Here is a 16,344-nt window from a genome sequence, read left to right on the forward strand (position 1 = left end):
AGTCGGTAATGAGCTATCAGCACCAGTATGTCGACGGTACACGTATTCATTTCCCGGTAGGGAAAGTGGTGTGCATTGGCCGTAACTACGCCGAACATGCAAAGGAACTGGATAACCCGGTGCCCACCGAACCCTTGCTGTTCATCAAGCCGGGCAGTTGCGTGGTACCGCTGGAAGGCGGTTTCAGCATTCCTGCCGACCGTGGCTCGGTGCACTACGAGGCGGAAATCGCCGTGCTGATCGGCAAGCCGCTGTCCACCAAGCCCAGCGTTGAAGAAGTACTGGACGCGATCTCCGGCTTCGCCCCGGCCCTGGACCTGACCCTGCGGGACAAGCAGGCCGAACTCAAGGCCAAGGGCCTGCCGTGGGAAGTGGCCAAGTCCTTCGACGGCGCGGCGGTGCTCGCACCGTTCGTGTCGAGCGGCACCTTTGCCGACCTGGCCGACATCCCCGTTCGCCTGACCATCAACGGTGAAGTGCGCCAGGACGGCAACAGCAGCCTGATGCTCAACCCCATCGTGCCGATGATCCAATACATGGCCGGCTGCTTCTCGCTGCAGGCCGGCGACGTGATCCTCACCGGCACCCCGGCGGGCGTCGGGCCGCTGAATGCAGGCGATGAACTGGTACTGGAGTTGCCGGGGGCGAGCCGCTTCGAAGGCAGCGTTCGTTAACGGCTACACCTGCGCCCCCCCTGTGGGAGCGAGCTTGCTCGCGATGAGGCCATCACATCCAGCATTGATGTTGGCTGATACACCGCTATCGCGAGCAAGCTCGGCTCCCACAGGGGATGGGTTGAGTTCCACCCCATCATTTATCGTTTTTTTCACATGCCATCCGGATAATTCCTGGGAATGCGGCATCTGAGCCAGCCACTCCCCTAGCCGAATTTTCTGGAACGCATTCCCCGATGGCCAAACCCCAAGCACTGTCCGCCACCAAACCTGCCCGCCGCTCCCGCTTCGCCCTGCCCTGGTATGCCTGGTCGCTGCTGGCGGTGGCCGCTGCCTATGGCCTGGCGTTTGCGATGCATTGGGACGACCGCGGCCTGCTTTGGCTATCGGAACGCTTCCAGAGCCCAGCCGAGCGCCAGGCGAGCATCTGGCTGCCAGACTACCGCGCCGTGATCGACGCCAAGCCACTACCCGGCATGGAGAAGGACGAGGCGTCTGACGTGACCTACAACCCGCAGACCAAGACCCTGTTCGCCGTCATGGGCAAAAACCCGTTCCTGGTGGAACTGACCCTGCAAGGCGATGTGCTGCGCAAGATGCCGTTGGTGGGTTGGAGCAACCCCGAGGGCGTGGCTTATATGGAAAACGGCCTGCTGGCGATCACCGACGAACGCAATCACACGCTGACCATCGTCCACGTTGGTGTCGATACCCGCGAACTGAACAACGCCGACTTCCCCCACTATGATCTCGGCCCATCCAAGAACCAGAACAAAGGGTTCGAAGCGATCGTCTGGGACCCACGCAACCAGCAACTGGTGCTCGGAGAGGAACGCCCGCCAGCGCTGTTCACCTGGAAAAGCGATGGCAGCCAGTCGCTCAAGGGCGACAAGCAGATCCATGTCAGCAATGAACTGGACCTGCGCAACCTCTCGGCACTGGCGATCGATCCGCGCACCGGGCACATGCTGGTGCTTTCGGCCGACTCCCATCTGTTGCTGGAACTGGACGAAAAAGGCGAGCAGGTCAGCTTCATGACCTTGCTGGGCGGCTTCAACGGTTTGAAAGACACAATCCCTCGTGCCGAAGGCGTCACCGTCGATGAGGCCGGCAATATGTACATGGTCAGCGAGCCGAATCTGTTCTATCGTTTCGAAAAACAGCGCTGACAGCACTAACTCTGTGGGATAAATCTTCCTTCGTTGTAGGGTGTGGCACACAGCCATTAAGCTTCAGTTCAGGCAGCCGTGGTATTTCCACGCACCTGTTCTTATCCGAGCCCACCCTGACATGCGTCGACTCGCCCGCCCAAAACCCTTGATCCTGATACTGCTGACGCTGGCGCTGATCTTCCTGATCGCCGCTGGCCAGCACCTGCGCCTGTTCGAGCGCGCCTGGTTCAACGTCAACACCCTCTTCAAACCCATCAACGAGCAAGCCATCGCACTGGACCAATACCAGGTCACAGTCGAGGCACAGGTAATCGAAGGCTTGAACGATGACGTTTCGGCGCTGACGTTCGATCCGGTACGCAAGAGCTTGTTTACAGTTACCAACCAGAATTCCGAGCTGATCGAGCTGTCACTCGATGGCAAGATCCTGCGGCGCATTGCCCTGATCGGCTTTGGCGATCCGGAGGCGGTGGAATTCATCAGCGAAGACATCTACGTCATCACCGACGAGCGCCAGCAGCGGCTGATCAAGATTCGCCTGGAAGACGACACCCAATTCCTCGACGCCGCCGAAGCCGAACAGATGACCCTGGGCGTGCATATGAGCGGCAACAAGGGGTTCGAAGGACTGGCCTACGATTCGGTGGGCAAACGCCTGTTCGTGGCGAAGGAACGCGACCCGATGCTGATTTATGAAGTGCATGGGTTTCCTCACCACAATCCGGAAAAGTCCTATGCAGTTCATGTGATCAACAACCCCCAGCGCGATGCCGGGCTGTTCGTACGCGACCTCTCAAGCCTGCAATACGACGAACGCAGCGGCCATTTACTGGCGCTGTCCGAGGAGTCGCGGTTGATTATCGAATTGGATATCGACGGCCGGCCATTGAGCACGCTGTCGTTGAGCAAGGGCCGCCAGGGCCTGCAAAAAACCGTGCCCCAGGCCGAAGGCCTCGCCATGGACGACGATGGCAACCTGTATCTGGTGAGCGAGCCGAATCTGTTCTACGTGTTCAAGAAGTCACAACCTTGATCCACTTACCCTGAACTACCAAAAAAACCCAATGTGGGAGCGAGCTTGCTCGCGATAGCGGTGTATCAGCCATGAAGGTATCGACTGACATACCGCCATCGCGAGCAAGCTCGCTCCCACAGGGTCCGGTGTTGAATCCAATAACTGATCGCCCGGTTTATTCAGCCCGCAGGGTCTTCACCCCTTCAGGGGTCCCCAGCAGCAGCACATCCGCCGGACGCGCGGCGAACAAACCGTTGGTGACCACGCCCACGATGGCGTTGATCTGGCTTTCCAGTTCCACCGGGTTGGTGATCTGCAGGTTGTGCACGTCGAGGATGATGTTGCCGTTATCGGTCAGCACGCCTTCGCGATACACCGGGTCGCCGCCCAGCTTCACCAGTTCGCGGGCCACATGACTGCGGGCCATCGGGATGACTTCCACTGGCAATGGGAACGCGCCAAGCACCGGCACCAGTTTGCTGGCGTCGGCGATGCAGATGAAGGTCTTGGCCACGGCCGCGACGATCTTCTCGCGAGTCAGGGCCGCGCCACCGCCCTTGATCAGGTTCAGGTGCGCGTCGCTTTCGTCGGCGCCGTCGATGTAGAACTCCAGGTCGCTCACGGTGTTGAGCTCGTACACCGGGATCCCGTGGCCCTTGAGGCGCGCGGCGGTTGCTTCGGAGCTGGCGACCGCGCCGTCGAACGCGCCCTTGTGTTGCGCCAGCGCGTCGATGAAGCAATTGGCCGTAGAGCCGGTGCCAACCCCGACGACGCTCTTGTCATCCAGCTTCGGGAGGATGAGGTCGACGGCGGCCTGGGCCACGGCCTGTTTGAGTTGATCCTGGGTCATGCGGGCTCCGAAAGCGGGCAGGAAGTAAAGAGGGCCGCGAGTATAACCCAACAAAACCTTGGGATTCGTGTGGTCGCCCAGCTAAAAGCCGGGTTAGACTCCTTGGCCCTGCCCAACCCGCTCAGTGATGCTTTCCGATGCTTGAACAGTACGTCAAAAAGATCCTCACCTCGCGCGTTTACGACGTTGCCGTAGAAACCCCGCTGCAGACCGCTCGCCAGCTCTCCGAGCGGCTGGGCAACAGCATTTTGCTCAAGCGCGAAGACTTGCAGCCGGTGTTCTCGTTCAAGATTCGCGGGGCCTACAACAAGCTGACCCAGCTCAGCGACGAAGAGCGCGCACGCGGCGTGGTCACGGCTTCGGCAGGCAACCACGCCCAGGGCCTGGCCCTGGCGGCCAAGGTGCTGGGCGTCAAGGCCACCATCGTGATGCCCAAGACCACCCCGGAAATCAAGGTCGAAGGCGTGCGCTCACGTGGCGGCAAGGTGGTGCTGCACGGTGACTCGTTCCCCGAAGCCCTGGCCTATTCGCTGAAACTGGTCGACGAAAAAGGCTACGTCTACATCCACCCGTATGATGATCCCCACACCATTGCCGGGCAGGGCACCGTGGCGATGGAAATCCTGCGCCAGCACCCGGGACGCCTGGATGCGATCTTCGTCCCGGTGGGCGGTGGCGGGCTGATTGCCGGGATCGCGGCCTACGTGAAATACCTGCGCCCGGACATCAAGATCATCGGCGTCGAGCCGGACGATTCCAATTGCCTGCAAGCGGCGATGGCCGCTGGCGAGCGCGTAATCCTGCCGACCGTCGGGCTGTTCGCCGACGGCGTCGCCGTGGCGCAGATCGGCCAGCACACCTTCGATATCTGCAAGCACTACGTGGACGAAGTCATCACCGTCAGCACCGACGAGATCTGCGCGGCCATCAAGGATATCTACGACGATACCCGCTCGATCACCGAACCTGCCGGCGCCCTGGGCGTGGCCGGGATCAAGAAGTACGTCGAGTCACGAGGCATTAGCGGCCAGACCCTGGTGGCCATCGACTCCGGCGCCAACGTCAATTTCGATCGCTTGCGCCACGTTGCCGAACGCGCCGAACTGGGCGAGGGCCGCGAAGCGATCATCGCCGTGACCATCCCCGAGAAACCGGGCAGCTTCAAGGCGTTCTGCGAAGCCGTCGGCAAGCGCCAGATCACCGAATTCAACTATCGCTACAACACCGGCAGCGAAGCGCACATCTTCGTCGGCGTGCAGACCCATCCGGAAAACGACCCGCGCAGCGCGCTGATCGCCAGCCTGACCGAACAAGGCTTCCCCGTGCTGGACCTGACCGACAACGAACTGGCCAAGTTGCACATTCGCCACATGGTCGGCGGACATGCGGCACATGTCATCGACGAAGTGGTACTGCGCTTCGAATTCCCGGAACGACCGGGTGCGCTGTTCAACTTCCTCAACAAGCTGGGCGGGCGCTGGAACATCTCGATGTTCCACTACCGCAACCATGGCGCGGCGGATGGCCGTGTAGTCGCCGGGCTGCAGGTGCCGCACGATGAGCGCCACCTGGTGCCGGCCGCCCTGGAAGAAATCGGCTACCCGTACTGGGATGAAAGCGATAACCCGGCCTATCAACTGTTCCTGGGTTGATAAAGCCGGGCTAGGCTGTGAGCAAGACTTGAGGAAAATCCAACAATGGAAACATTGACTGCGCTGAAGATCGCTCACGTCATCGCCACCGTACTGCTGCTGGCGGGTGCCCTGGGGCTGGCCGTCTGGGTCTGGCGCACGCGCCGCAACGGCGATGCCACGGCGGCGGCGCGCACGCTGCAACGTCCGCGGCTGTTCATCTGGCTGGTGATGATCCTGGCACTGGCAAGCCTGCCCTTCACGGGCTGGTGGATGGTGCATCAGGTTGGCTGGTCGCTGGGGCAGACCTGGCTGCTGGCTTCCAGCGTGCTCTACACCGTGGCGGCGCTGGCGGGGTTCTGGCTGGTGGTGCGACTGAACAAATTGCGCAAGACGCCGGGAGGTAGCGGGAAGTTTACCTTTGCCTTGGCGCTGTTCAGCGTTGTCTGCTTTATCGCCATTGCGGGGTTGATGGGGGCCAAGCCGGTTTAAGACCTGGGACCGGGTTGGCTTCATCGCGAGCAAGCTCGCTCCCACAGGGGATTTGCATCGATCGCACAACCCCTTGTGGGAGAGAGCTTGCTCGCGATAGCTGTTTCAGCCGCGCAACGAAATCACCGGCCAACCCCGCTTCTGGGCCTCGGCCCGAAGGTTCGGATCCGGATCCACCGCCACCGGATGCGTCACCACCTCCAGCAGCGCCAAGTCATTCATCGAGTCGCTGTAGAAATAGCTGCCGTCGAGCGAATGCCCGGTTTCTTCCAGCCAACGATTCAGCCGGGTCACCTTGCCCTCGCGAAAGCACGGGACATCCGTGCTGCGCCCGCTGTAGCGCCCGTCGATCATCTCGCACTCGGTGGCGATCAGGGTTTCGACGCCCAGGCGCTCGGCAATCGGCCCGGTGACAAAGCGGTTGGTGGCGGTGATGATCACCAGCTTGTCGCCGGCGTCACGGTGCTTTTCCAGCAATTCTATGGCCTGGGGCAAGACGATCGGCTCGATGCAGTCGCGCATGTAGTCCAGGTGCCACTGGGCCAGCACGTGCATTTCGGTACGACCGAGAATTTCCAGGCAAAAATTCAGGTACTCGGCGTTGTCGAGCTTGCCGGCCAGGTAATCCTGGTAGAACTCGTCGTTGCGTGCCTTGTAGGTCACAGCGTCCAGGAAACCGCGCTCGCACAGGTAATCGCCCCACGCGTGGTCGCTGTCGCCGCCCAGCAATGTGTTGTCCAAGTCGAATAAAGCCAGCCGCATTGCAGTTACTCGCTGAAAAATCTGAAGAAAGGCGTCCAGAATACGGACTTTTCACAAGAGTGCACATAAGCTAGGCGGGCTCGTTGCTGCTTTCACAACCTTTGTGGAACAATGCGGCGACATGCGTTTGCGAGGTTGTTGCCGTGATCGACCCCGATGGTTTCCGCCCCAATGTGGGGATCATTCTTACGAATGATGCAGGGCAGGTGCTATGGGCTCGCCGTATCAATCAAGACGCCTGGCAGTTTCCCCAGGGCGGGATCAACCCCCAGGAGACGCCGGAAGAGGCCTTGTACCGCGAGTTGAACGAAGAAGTGGGGCTTGAGCGAGAAGATGTCGAAATACTCGCCTGCACCCGAGGCTGGTTGCGCTATCGTTTGCCGCAACGCCTGGTCAGGACGCACAGCCAACCGCTGTGCATCGGCCAGAAGCAGAAATGGTTTCTCCTGCGCCTGATCTCCAACGAGCAGCGGGTGCGGATGGATTTGACCGGTAAACCGGAGTTCGATGGCTGGCGCTGGGTCAGCTATTGGTATCCGTTGGGCCAGGTGGTGACATTCAAGCGCGAAGTGTACCGACGCGCTCTCAAAGAGCTTGCCCCGCGCCTGCTGACGCGCGACTGACGACGGAGTTCGACCCCGAGCCATGCTCAATACGCTGCGCAAGATCGTCCAGGAAGTTAACTCCGCCAAGGATCTCAAGGCGGCGTTGGGGATTATTGTATTGCGTGTCAAAGAGGCCATGGGCAGCCAGGTCTGCTCGGTCTACCTGCTGGATCCCGAGACCAATCGTTTCGTGCTGATGGCCACCGAGGGCTTGAACAAGCGCTCCATCGGCAAAGTCAGCATGGCCCCCAATGAAGGCCTGGTCGGTCTGGTCGGCACACGCGAAGAACCCCTGAACCTCGAAAACGCTGCGGATCACCCGCGCTACCGCTACTTTGCCGAAACCGGCGAAGAGCGCTATGCCTCGTTCCTCGGCGCACCGATCATCCACCACCGCCGCGTTGTCGGCGTGTTGGTCATCCAGCAAAAAGAACGCCGCCAGTTCGATGAGGGTGAAGAAGCCTTCCTCGTGACCATGAGCGCACAACTGGCCGGGGTTATCGCCCACGCCGAGGCCACCGGCTCGATCAGCGGCCTGGGTCGACAGGGCAAGGGCATCCAGGAAGCCAAGTTCGTCGGCGTACCGGGTTCACCGGGCGCGGCGGTGGGCACGGCGGTGGTCATGTTGCCGCCCGCCGACCTGGACGTGGTGCCAGACAAGACCATCACCGATATCGACGCCGAATTGGGCTTGTTCAAGACCGCCATCGAAGGCGTGCGCGCCGACATGCGCGCCCTGTCGGCCAAGCTGGCGACGCAGTTGCGCCCTGAAGAGCGCGCGCTGTTCGACGTTTACCTGATGATGCTCGACGATGCCTCCCTGGGCAGCGAAGTGACCACCATCATCAAGACCGGCCAGTGGGCCCAGGGCGCACTGCGCCAGGTGGTGACCGACCACGTCAACCGTTTCGAACTGATGGACGACGCCTATCTGCGCGAGCGGGCCTCGGACGTCAAGGACCTTGGCCGCCGGTTGCTGGCCTACTTGCAGCAAGAGCGCCAGCAGACCCTGGTCTACCCCGACAACACCATCCTGGTCAGCGAAGAGCTGACCCCGGCCATGCTCGGCGAAGTGCCCGAAGGCAAGCTGGCGGGGCTGGTCTCGGTATTGGGTTCGGGCAACTCCCACGTGGCGATCCTGGCCCGGGCCATGGGCATCCCGACGGTGATGGGCCTGGTGGACCTGCCGTACTCCAAGGTCGACGGCATCCAGATGATCGTCGATGGCTACCACGGCGAGGTCTACACCAACCCCAGCGACGTGCTGCGCAAGCAGTTTGCCGATGTGGTCGAGGAAGAAAAGCAACTGTCCCTGGGCCTGGATGCGCTGCGGGACCTGCCGTGCGTGACGCTCGACGGCCACCGCATGCCGCTGTGGGTCAACACCGGCCTGCTGGCCGACGTGGCCCGGGCGCAGAAACGTGGCGCCGAAGGTGTGGGCCTGTACCGCACCGAAGTGCCGTTCATGATCAACCAGCGCTTCCCCAGCGAAAAGGAACAGCTGGCGATCTACCGCGAACAACTGGCCGCGTTCCACCCGCAACCGGTGACCATGCGCAGCCTGGACATCGGCGGCGACAAGTCCCTGTCCTACTTCCCGATCAAGGAAGACAACCCGTTCCTCGGCTGGCGCGGTATTCGCGTGACGCTCGACCACCCGGAAATCTTCCTGGTCCAGGCCCGCGCCATGCTCAAGGCCAGCGAAGGCCTGAACAACCTGCGCATCCTGTTGCCGATGATCTCCGGCACCCATGAACTGGAAGAAGCCCTGCACCTGATCCACCGGGCTTGGGGCGAGGTGCGCGACGAAGGCACCGATGTACCGATGCCGCCAGTGGGCGTGATGATCGAGATTCCGGCGGCGGTGTACCAGACCAAGGAACTGGCGCGGCAGGTGGACTTCCTGTCGGTGGGTTCCAACGACCTGACCCAGTATCTGCTGGCCGTGGACCGCAACAACCCGCGGGTCGCGGACCTGTACGACTACCTGCACCCGGCGGTGCTGCAAGCCTTGCAGAACGTGGTGCGTGATGCCCATGCCGAAGGCAAGCCGGTGAGCATCTGCGGCGAAATGGCCGGCGACCCGGCGGCGGCAGTGCTGCTGATGGCGATGGGGTTCGACAGCTTGTCGATGAACGCCACCAACCTGCCGAAAGTGAAGTGGATGCTGCGCCAGATCAACCTCAGCAAGGCCCAGGAGTTGCTCGCGGAGGTGATGACCATCGACAACCCGCAAGTAATCCACAGCTCCTTGCAACTGGCGCTGAAGAACCTTGGGTTGGCGCGGATGATCAATCCGGCTTCGAACAAGACCCTCTGACCCCTATCGCGAGCAAGCTCGCTCCCACAGGGGATCTCGGTTGTTCACAAAATATGTGTTCACTGAAGATCCACTGTGGGAGCGAGCTTGCTCGCGATGAGGCCGGCAATCACACAGCAAAAACTAAACCCTGACTTCCACCTCCCCCAAATGCCCCCCATGCGGCCCGAAACTGCGCTCGACCATCTGCCGCGTCCCGTCGGCATGGACAATCAGCGCCGTACTGGCCCGCGTCCCGTAGGCCGGGCTGGCGATGAACACACTCGATAGCAGCATCTCGGTCGCCACTCCCACCCCCGTATCAGGCAGCTCAGCCACCGAAGCAGGTTGCGGGTCGTTCAACAGCGTAAGCAGTGCCTCGGGCCGCGGATCGTCCAGCACTTCGCCCAGCGCCGCGCGGGCCTTGAGCAACTTGGGCCAGGGCGTGTTCAGCCCAGCGTTCGACAAGCCATAGAGCCCCTCGCCCACCCGCTGCGGCTGGGCATCGCGGGCGTTGTGGTGCCAGAGCTCGACGCCATCGCCGAGCAGCAGGTTGAACCCACCATACTCGCTGGCGCGGGGCACGATTTCGCTCAAATACTCGGCAATCGACAGATTTCCGGTCAGAAACCGCGCCACCAGTTCGCCACGCGACTTGAATGCCGGCAACTGGCCCGGGTCACGGATGTTGGTCAGCGCCGCAAAGCGCCCCTCGGCGCCAATGCCGAGCCAGGTGCCGCCGGCCTCCAGGTCGCGCCCGGCATGCACATGGGGCGCATCAGGCCACTGGGCCACGGGCAAGGTCGGCCGGGCATAGAACTCGTCGCGGTTGGCCGCCACGATCAGCGGCCGGGCATGGCCGGGTCGCCAGGCAAATACGATCAGGCACATCAGGTTGTCCTGTTTAAAAATGAAGCTGAACGACACCGCTTTTGTGGCGAGGGGATTTATCCCCTCGCCACAGGGACAGCGATCATTAGCCACTCTACTCACACATCCATCATGCATCCATCGCCTTCAGTGGAGCCAGGGACCATGGATCCGTTACCATGCCGCTCTTATTTCGGGGATGGGTGGGGAGACGCTGGTGGAATTTGTGCTCTATCTGCTGCTCGGCGCCTGCGCCGGCGTGTTGGCCGGGTTGTTCGGCGTGGGGGGCGGGATCATCATCGTCCCGGTGCTGGTGTTCAGTTTCACCCTGCAGGGCTTCGACCCGCAGGTGTTGACGCACCTGGCCGTCGGCACCTCGCTGGCATCAATCATCTTCACCTCGGTCAATGCCGTGCGTGAGCACCAGCGCAAAGGCGCGGTGCGCTGGCCGATTTTCGCCTGGATGACCGTCGGGATCCTGATCGGTGCCGGATTCGGCGCGATCACCGCCGAAGCGATTTCCGGCCCGCACCTGCAAAAGATCATCGGCGTGTTCGCCCTGATCGTTGCCGTGCAACTGGCCCTGGACTTCAAGCCCAACGCCAGTCGCAGCGTACCGGGCAAGGCCGGACTGACCCTGGCCGGCACGGTGATCGGCTGGGCCTCGGCGATTTTCGGCATCGGTGGCGGTTCGCTGACCGTGCCGTTCCTGACCTGGCGCAGCGTGCCGATGCAGCAAGCGGTCGCAACCTCATCGGCCTGCGGACTGCCCATCGCCGTGGTCAGTGCTTTAAGTTTCATGATTCTGGGCTGGCACGATCCGCTGCTGCCGGCCCATAGTCTCGGTTTTGTGTATTTGCCGGCGCTGCTGGGCATCGCCCTGACCAGCATGGTCTTCGCCCGCTTCGGTGCGCGGCTGGCCCATCGCCTGTCGCCGCGCTTGCTCAAGCGGCTGTTCGCCGCCCTGCTATTCTGCGTCGGCTTGAGTTTCCTGCTCTGACGCAATCCTGGCTTAATCCCGAGGTGGCAGCGTCGCCCGGGTATTTTTGACGTTTACGAGGAATATCAATGCTGCCTTACCCGCAGATCGATCCGGTGGCCCTGGCCATCGGCCCGCTGAAAATCCACTGGTACGGCCTGATGTACCTGGTCGGCATCGGCGGCGCCTGGTTGCTGGCGTCGCGTCGGCTCAACCGTTTCGACCCGACCTGGAACAAGGAAAAGCTCTCCGACCTGGTGTTCTGGCTGTCCATGGGCGTGATCGTCGGCGGGCGCCTGGGCTACGTGCTGTTCTACGACCTGAGTGCGTACCTGGCCAACCCGACGCTGATCTTCGAGGTCTGGAAGGGTGGCATGTCGTTCCACGGTGGGTTCATCGGCGTGATGCTGGCGGCGTTGTGGTTCGGCAAGCGCAACAACAAATCGTTTTTCGAGCTGATGGACTTCGTCGCGCCGATGGTGCCGATCGGCCTGGGCGCCGGGCGCATCGGCAACTTCATCAATGCCGAATTGTGGGGCAAGCCGACCGACGTGCCGTGGGCGATGATCTTTCCGCCGTTCAGCGATCCGGCGCAGCTGCCGCGCCACCCGTCGCAGCTGTATCAGTTCGCCCTCGAAGGCGTGGCACTGTTCCTGATCCTCTGGCTGTTCTCGCGCAAGCCACGGCCAACCATGGCGGTGTCGGGCATGTTTGCGCTGTTCTACGGGATCTTCCGTTTCATCGTTGAATTCGTCCGCGTACCGGACGCCCAGCTCGGCTATCTGGCGTGGAACTGGCTGACCATGGGCCAGGTGCTGTGCCTGCCGATGATCGTCGGCGGCCTGGCGCTGATCTGGCTGGCTTATCATCGTGCGCCGGCTGCGGCGGCCAAGGTTTAAAATTCGAACCCCGGGGCGCTGGCCCCGGGTTCAAGGACACAGGTAACCCATGAAGCAATATCTCGATCTGGTGGCCCACGTCATCAAGAACGGCACCAAGCAAGCCAACCGCACCGGTGTGAACACCATCAGCTTCCCCGGCGCCATGCTGCGCTATGACTTGAAAGACGGCTTCCCAGCCATCACCACCCGCAAGATGGCCTTCAAATCGGCCATCGGCGAGATGTGCGGCTTCCTGCGCGGCGTGAACAATGCCGCCGAATTCCGCGCCCTGGGCTGCAAGGTCTGGGACCAGAACGCCAACGAAAACGCCCAGTGGCTGGCCAACCCGTTCCGCCAGGGCGAAGACGACCTGGGCGAGATCTATGGCGTGCAATGGCGCAAGTGGCCGGCCTACAAACAGATCCCCCTGAGCAACCCGGCGGCCATCGAGCAGACCCTGGCCCAGGGTTACCGGAAGATCGCCGAAGGCGAAGAAAACGGCCAGGCCTACGTAGTGCTGTACAAGGCTATCGACCAGGTTCGCCAGTGTGTCGACACCATCATCAAGGACCCGGGCAGCCGGCGCATCCTGTTCCACGGCTGGAACTGCGCCCAGCTCGATGAGATGGCCCTGCCGCCGTGCCACCTGCTCTACCAGTTCCACCCGAATGTCGAGACCAGGGAAATCTCCCTGACCCTCTATATCCGCTCCAACGACCTGGGCCTGGGCACGCCGTTCAACCTCACCGAAGGCGCCGCGCTGCTGAGCCTGATCGGTCGCCTGACCGGCTATACACCGCGCTGGTTCACCTATTTCATCGGCGATGCCCACGTCTACGAAAACCACTTGGACATGCTCAACGAACAGCTCACGCGCGAGCCGTTCCCGATGCCCAAGCTGGTGATTTCCGAGCGTGTGCCGGAATTCGCCAAGACCGGTGTGTACCAGCCTGAGTGGCTGGAGCTGGTGGAACCGAGCGACTTCTCCCTCGAAGGCTACCAGCACCACGCGCCGATGACCGCGCCGATGGCGGTCTAAAAGAATCCCACCATCACTCCTGTGGACGGGCCTGTGGGAGCAAAGCTTGCTCGCGATGGAAACGCCTCGATCCGTCAGAAGATCGCGTTATCGTTCATCGCGAGCAAGCTTTGCTCCCACAGGATCGCACCAAGCTTTGCTCCCACAGGCTCGCTCATAGGCGGCTCTGTGTACTCGAATTGGCGGCAAGGGCTCAATGCCCGTGGCTGCGCCCCACATGCGAATGCTCCACCTCCGGCGCCACCGCTCCACTGACTTCCAACCGCTGCAAGATCCCGCATTGATCCAGGTCCGGCCCTTCACCGCAGCGATGGCGTAGGTCGATCAGTTGCGTCTGCAACGCCAGCAGGCCGTCGATGCGGGCCTTGACGTGTTGGATGTGTTCGTCGATCAGCGCGTTGACGCTTTCGCACTGGTCCTGGGGGCTGTCACGCAGGGCCAGGAGGCTGCGGATTTCTTCCAGGGTCATGTCCAGGGTCCGGCAATTGCGGATGAACGTCAGCCGCTCGGCATGGGCCTGGGTGTAGACGCGGTAATTGCCGTCGCTACGGGCCGGTTCCGGCAGCAAGCCTTCGCGCTCGTAGTAACGGATGGTTTCGACCTGGCAGTCGGTGATTTTCGCCAGTTCCCCGATCTTCATGCTGCGGCCTCCCAAATAGGTGCTTGACCCTATAGTGGCTACAGGGTCTTTACTGCGCAACAGACACTTTTCACGGACGTCACCCGATGAGCGATTCCCTTCACATCCACAAACCCGACCACGGCCATGACCACGGGCATTCCTGCTGCGCATCGAAAGCAGTCCCGTCGCAGGTCATCCTCGACAAAACGCCGACGGACGGTGCGCGGCTGAGCAGTTTCCGCATCGAAGCCATGGACTGCCCCACCGAACAGACGCTGATCCAGAACAAGCTCGGCAAGCTCGAAGGCGTGCAGCAACTGGACTTCAACCTGATCAACCGCGTGCTGGGCGTGACCCATGATTTGCCTAGCGACGCGCCCATCATCAAGGCCATCGAATCCTTAGGGATGCAGGCCGAGCCGATGACGCCAGGCAAAGAGAAAGCCAACCCTGACTTGCCCGCCCCGGCCAAGCCCTGGTGGCCGCTGGCGCTGTCCGGCGTGACGGCCCTGGGTGCCGAGTTGATCCACTTCACCAACGCCGCGCCAAACTGGGTGGTCGCGCTGGTGGCGTCGGTGTCGATCCTCAGCGGTGGCCTGGGTACCTACAAGAAGGGTTGGATCGCCCTGAAGAACCGCAATCTGAACATCAATGCCCTGATGAGCATCGCCGTGACCGGCGCCGTGCTGATCGGCCAATGGCCGGAAGCGGCGATGGTGATGTTCCTGTTCACCGTGGCCGAGCTGATCGAAGCCAAATCCCTCGATCGGGCGCGCAACGCCATCAGTGGCCTGATGCAGATGGCCCCGGAACAGGCCACCGTGCAACAGGCCGATGGCAGCTGGCAGGCGCAAGACGTAAAAGTCATCGCCCTCGGTGCGCGGGTACGGGTTCGCCCGGGCGAAAGGGTTGGCCTGGACGGCGACGTGGTCGCCGGTCGTTCGACCATTGACCAGGCACCGATCACGGGCGAGAGCCTGCCGGTGGAAAAAACCATCGGCGACAAGGTATTTGCCGGCACCATCAACCAGGCCGGCGAATTGGAATACACCGTGACCGCGGCGGCCGACCACTCCACCCTGGCGCGAATCATCCACGCCGTGGAACAGGCCCAGGGCTCCCGCGCGCCGACCCAGCGCTTCGTCGACCAGTTCTCGAAAATCTACACCCCGGCGGTGTTTGTCCTGGCCCTGGCTGTAGCCATCATCCCACCGCTGTTCATGGGCGCGGCGTGGTTCGACTGGATCTACCGGGCGCTGGTGCTGCTGGTGGTCGCTTGCCCGTGCGCACTGGTGATTTCCACCCCCGTGACCATCGTCAGCGGCCTCGCCGCCGCTGCGCGCAAAGGCATCCTGGTCAAGGGCGGCGTGTACCTGGAGGGCGGCTACAAGCTCGACTACCTGGCCTTGGACAAGACCGGCACGATCACCCACGGCAAGCCGGTGCAAACCGACTATGTGGCGCTGGACCCGAGCGTGGAAACCACCGCTCCGGCCCTGGCCGCCAGCCTCGCTGCCCGCTCCGACCACCCGGTTTCCCGGGCGATTGCCAACGCGGCTGTGGATAAACCACTGACACAGCAGGTTGTGGATAACTTTGAGGCGCTTGCCGGGCGCGGCGTGCGCGGCGACATCGGCGGGCAGACTTATCACCTGGGCAATCACCGCCTCGTGGAAGACCTCGGCCTGTGCTCCCCCGAACTGGAAGAGAAACTCTTCGCCCTGGAAAAACAAGGAAAGTCCGTGGTGCTGCTGCTCGACGCTACACGCCCCTTGGCGCTGTTTGCCGTGGCCGACACCGTGAAGGACTCCAGCCGCGAAGCCATCCGGCAACTGCATGACCTGGGCATCAAGACCCTGATGCTCACTGGCGACAACGCCCACACCGCCGACGCGATTGCCGCGCAGGTAGGCATGGACCAGGCTCGGGGCGACCTGCTGCCCGAAGACAAGCTGCAAGCCATCGAAGCGTTGTACGCCCAGGGTCACCGCGTCGGCATGGTCGGCGACGGCATCAACGACGCCCCGGCCCTGGCCCGTTCGGAAATCGGTTTCGCCATGGCGGCGGCCGGCACCGACACGGCCATCGAAACCGCCGATGTTGCCTTGATGGACGATGATCTGCGCAAGATCCCGGCTTTCATTCGCCTGTCGCGGCAGACTTCAAGCATCCTGAAACAGAACATTGCCTTGGCGTTGGTGATCAAGGCGATCTTCCTCGGGTTCACCTTCGCCGGGTTCGCCACCATGTGGATGGCGGTGTTCGCCGACATGGGGGTGAGTTTGCTGGTGGTGTTCAATGGGCTGCGGTTGTTGCGCAAATGAAGCGCTCAGGGGGCTGAAAGGACGCCTCGCGAGCAAGCTTTGCTCCCACAGATCTTTGCGAATACAGAATCTGAATTCACCACGGATCTGCTGTGGGAGCAAAGCTTGCTCCCACAGTTGGATCTTTGT

Annotated in this window: 15 protein-coding genes; 11 read left to right on the forward strand and 4 right to left on the reverse strand. The window is 62.1% G+C overall.

Annotated elements, in window-relative coordinates:
• The first annotated feature begins 8 nt into the window (after positions 1-8).
• The 3 genes from KGA89_RS08100 to KGA89_RS08110 all read left to right on the forward strand — a co-directional run bounded on the left by KGA89_RS08100 (position 9) and on the right by KGA89_RS08110 (position 2,879).
• Entirely contained in the window at positions 9-674 is a 666-nt protein-coding gene (locus KGA89_RS08100; RefSeq protein WP_223471164.1) for a fumarylacetoacetate hydrolase family protein, read from the forward strand.
• A gap of 236 nt (positions 675-910) precedes the next feature.
• On the forward strand, positions 911-1,843 hold the full coding sequence (locus tag KGA89_RS08105) for an SdiA-regulated domain-containing protein (RefSeq protein WP_223471166.1): 933 nt from the start codon (positions 911-913) through the stop codon (positions 1,841-1,843).
• A 121-nt stretch (positions 1,844-1,964) separates the two neighbouring features.
• Positions 1,965-2,879 carry an SdiA-regulated domain-containing protein gene (locus KGA89_RS08110; protein WP_223471168.1) on the forward strand — a complete coding sequence of 305 codons (915 nt, stop codon included), beginning with the start codon at positions 1,965-1,967 and terminating at the stop codon, positions 2,877-2,879.
• A gap of 157 nt (positions 2,880-3,036) precedes the next feature.
• Here the strand turns inward: KGA89_RS08110 and rpiA are convergent, their stop codons facing one another.
• The gene (gene rpiA, locus KGA89_RS08115) at positions 3,037-3,711 is read right to left on the reverse strand and encodes a ribose-5-phosphate isomerase RpiA (protein WP_013692033.1); all 675 of its coding nucleotides are present in this window, start codon (positions 3,709-3,711) and stop codon (positions 3,037-3,039) included.
• Positions 3,712-3,848: 137 nt separating this feature from the next.
• On the opposite strand from rpiA, the gene ilvA reads away from it, so the two are divergent.
• Both ilvA and KGA89_RS08125 read left to right on the forward strand, forming a co-directional pair.
• Complete coding sequence (gene ilvA / locus KGA89_RS08120) at positions 3,849-5,363, forward strand: threonine ammonia-lyase, biosynthetic (protein WP_223471170.1); 1,515 nt, start codon at positions 3,849-3,851, stop codon at positions 5,361-5,363.
• Positions 5,364-5,408: 45 nt separating this feature from the next.
• A complete protein-coding gene (locus tag KGA89_RS08125) occupies positions 5,409-5,834 on the forward strand; it encodes a DUF2269 family protein (RefSeq protein WP_223471172.1) in 426 nt (141 codons plus the stop codon).
• A gap of 105 nt (positions 5,835-5,939) precedes the next feature.
• Here the strand turns inward: KGA89_RS08125 and KGA89_RS08130 are convergent, their stop codons facing one another.
• Positions 5,940-6,596 carry an HAD family hydrolase gene (locus KGA89_RS08130; RefSeq protein ID WP_214511010.1) on the reverse strand — a complete coding sequence of 219 codons (657 nt, stop codon included), beginning with the start codon at positions 6,594-6,596 and terminating at the stop codon, positions 5,940-5,942.
• A gap of 143 nt (positions 6,597-6,739) precedes the next feature.
• Here KGA89_RS08130 and KGA89_RS08135 point away from each other — a divergent pair, with 143 nt between their 5' ends.
• Both KGA89_RS08135 and ptsP read left to right on the forward strand, forming a co-directional pair.
• Positions 6,740-7,219 carry an RNA pyrophosphohydrolase gene (locus tag KGA89_RS08135; protein ID WP_003186867.1) on the forward strand — a complete coding sequence of 160 codons (480 nt, stop codon included), beginning with the start codon at positions 6,740-6,742 and terminating at the stop codon, positions 7,217-7,219.
• A 22-nt stretch (positions 7,220-7,241) separates the two neighbouring features.
• Positions 7,242-9,521 (forward strand): phosphoenolpyruvate--protein phosphotransferase, encoded by a 2,280-nt coding sequence (gene ptsP, locus KGA89_RS08140; protein WP_003196632.1) that lies wholly within the window; start codon positions 7,242-7,244, stop codon positions 9,519-9,521.
• Positions 9,522-9,644: 123 nt separating this feature from the next.
• Here the strand turns inward: ptsP and KGA89_RS08145 are convergent, their stop codons facing one another.
• Positions 9,645-10,391, reverse strand: coding sequence for an NRDE family protein (locus KGA89_RS08145; protein WP_223471173.1), 747 nt, complete (start codon positions 10,389-10,391; stop codon positions 9,645-9,647).
• Between the two features lie 196 nt (positions 10,392-10,587).
• On the opposite strand from KGA89_RS08145, the gene KGA89_RS08150 reads away from it, so the two are divergent.
• The 3 genes from KGA89_RS08150 to KGA89_RS08160 all read left to right on the forward strand — a co-directional run bounded on the left by KGA89_RS08150 (position 10,588) and on the right by KGA89_RS08160 (position 13,269).
• Entirely contained in the window at positions 10,588-11,370 is a 783-nt protein-coding gene (locus tag KGA89_RS08150; RefSeq protein WP_223471175.1) for a sulfite exporter TauE/SafE family protein, read from the forward strand.
• Positions 11,371-11,438: 68 nt separating this feature from the next.
• Positions 11,439-12,248: a prolipoprotein diacylglyceryl transferase gene (lgt, locus tag KGA89_RS08155; protein ID WP_003196626.1), complete on the forward strand. Its 810-nt coding sequence runs from the start codon at positions 11,439-11,441 to the stop codon at positions 12,246-12,248.
• Positions 12,249-12,297: 49 nt separating this feature from the next.
• Positions 12,298-13,269, forward strand: coding sequence for a thymidylate synthase (locus KGA89_RS08160; protein WP_223471177.1), 972 nt, complete (start codon positions 12,298-12,300; stop codon positions 13,267-13,269).
• 193 nt (positions 13,270-13,462) lie between these two features.
• On the opposite strand, the gene cadR is transcribed toward KGA89_RS08160, so the two are convergent.
• On the reverse strand, positions 13,463-13,909 hold the full coding sequence (gene cadR, locus KGA89_RS08165; protein ID WP_003196623.1) for a Cd(II)/Pb(II)-responsive transcriptional regulator: 447 nt from the start codon (positions 13,907-13,909) through the stop codon (positions 13,463-13,465).
• Positions 13,910-13,995: 86 nt separating this feature from the next.
• On the opposite strand from cadR, the gene KGA89_RS08170 reads away from it, so the two are divergent.
• Entirely contained in the window at positions 13,996-16,215 is a 2,220-nt protein-coding gene (locus KGA89_RS08170) for a heavy metal translocating P-type ATPase (protein WP_223471179.1), read from the forward strand.
• Positions 16,216-16,344: the final 129 nt, after the last annotated feature.

Source organism: Pseudomonas sp. A-RE-22, from assembly GCF_019956035.1.
GTDB classification, from domain to species: Bacteria; Pseudomonadota; Gammaproteobacteria; order Pseudomonadales; family Pseudomonadaceae; genus Aquipseudomonas; species Aquipseudomonas brassicacearum.

What these genes read in the sequence shown, in the direction of transcription:
- KGA89_RS08145 (WP_223471173.1), bottom strand. Translation starts at nt 10,391, where the DNA reads ATGTGCCTGATCGTATTTGCCTGGCGACCCGGCCATGCCCGGCCGCTG.
- KGA89_RS08125 (WP_223471172.1), top strand. Translation starts at nt 5,409, where the DNA reads ATGGAAACATTGACTGCGCTGAAGATCGCTCACGTCATCGCCACCGTA.
- ptsP (WP_003196632.1), top strand. Translation starts at nt 7,242, where the DNA reads ATGCTCAATACGCTGCGCAAGATCGTCCAGGAAGTTAACTCCGCCAAG.
- KGA89_RS08105 (WP_223471166.1), top strand. Translation starts at nt 911, where the DNA reads ATGGCCAAACCCCAAGCACTGTCCGCCACCAAACCTGCCCGCCGCTCC.
- lgt (WP_003196626.1), top strand. Translation starts at nt 11,439, where the DNA reads ATGCTGCCTTACCCGCAGATCGATCCGGTGGCCCTGGCCATCGGCCCG.
- rpiA (WP_013692033.1), bottom strand. Translation starts at nt 3,711, where the DNA reads ATGACCCAGGATCAACTCAAACAGGCCGTGGCCCAGGCCGCCGTCGAC.
- ilvA (WP_223471170.1), top strand. Translation starts at nt 3,849, where the DNA reads ATGCTTGAACAGTACGTCAAAAAGATCCTCACCTCGCGCGTTTACGAC.
- KGA89_RS08170 (WP_223471179.1), top strand. Translation starts at nt 13,996, where the DNA reads ATGAGCGATTCCCTTCACATCCACAAACCCGACCACGGCCATGACCAC.
- cadR (WP_003196623.1), bottom strand. Translation starts at nt 13,909, where the DNA reads ATGAAGATCGGGGAACTGGCGAAAATCACCGACTGCCAGGTCGAAACC.
- KGA89_RS08130 (WP_214511010.1), bottom strand. Translation starts at nt 6,596, where the DNA reads ATGCGGCTGGCTTTATTCGACTTGGACAACACATTGCTGGGCGGCGAC.
- KGA89_RS08100 (WP_223471164.1), top strand. Translation starts at nt 9, where the DNA reads ATGAGCTATCAGCACCAGTATGTCGACGGTACACGTATTCATTTCCCG.
- KGA89_RS08110 (WP_223471168.1), top strand. Translation starts at nt 1,965, where the DNA reads ATGCGTCGACTCGCCCGCCCAAAACCCTTGATCCTGATACTGCTGACG.
- KGA89_RS08160 (WP_223471177.1), top strand. Translation starts at nt 12,298, where the DNA reads ATGAAGCAATATCTCGATCTGGTGGCCCACGTCATCAAGAACGGCACC.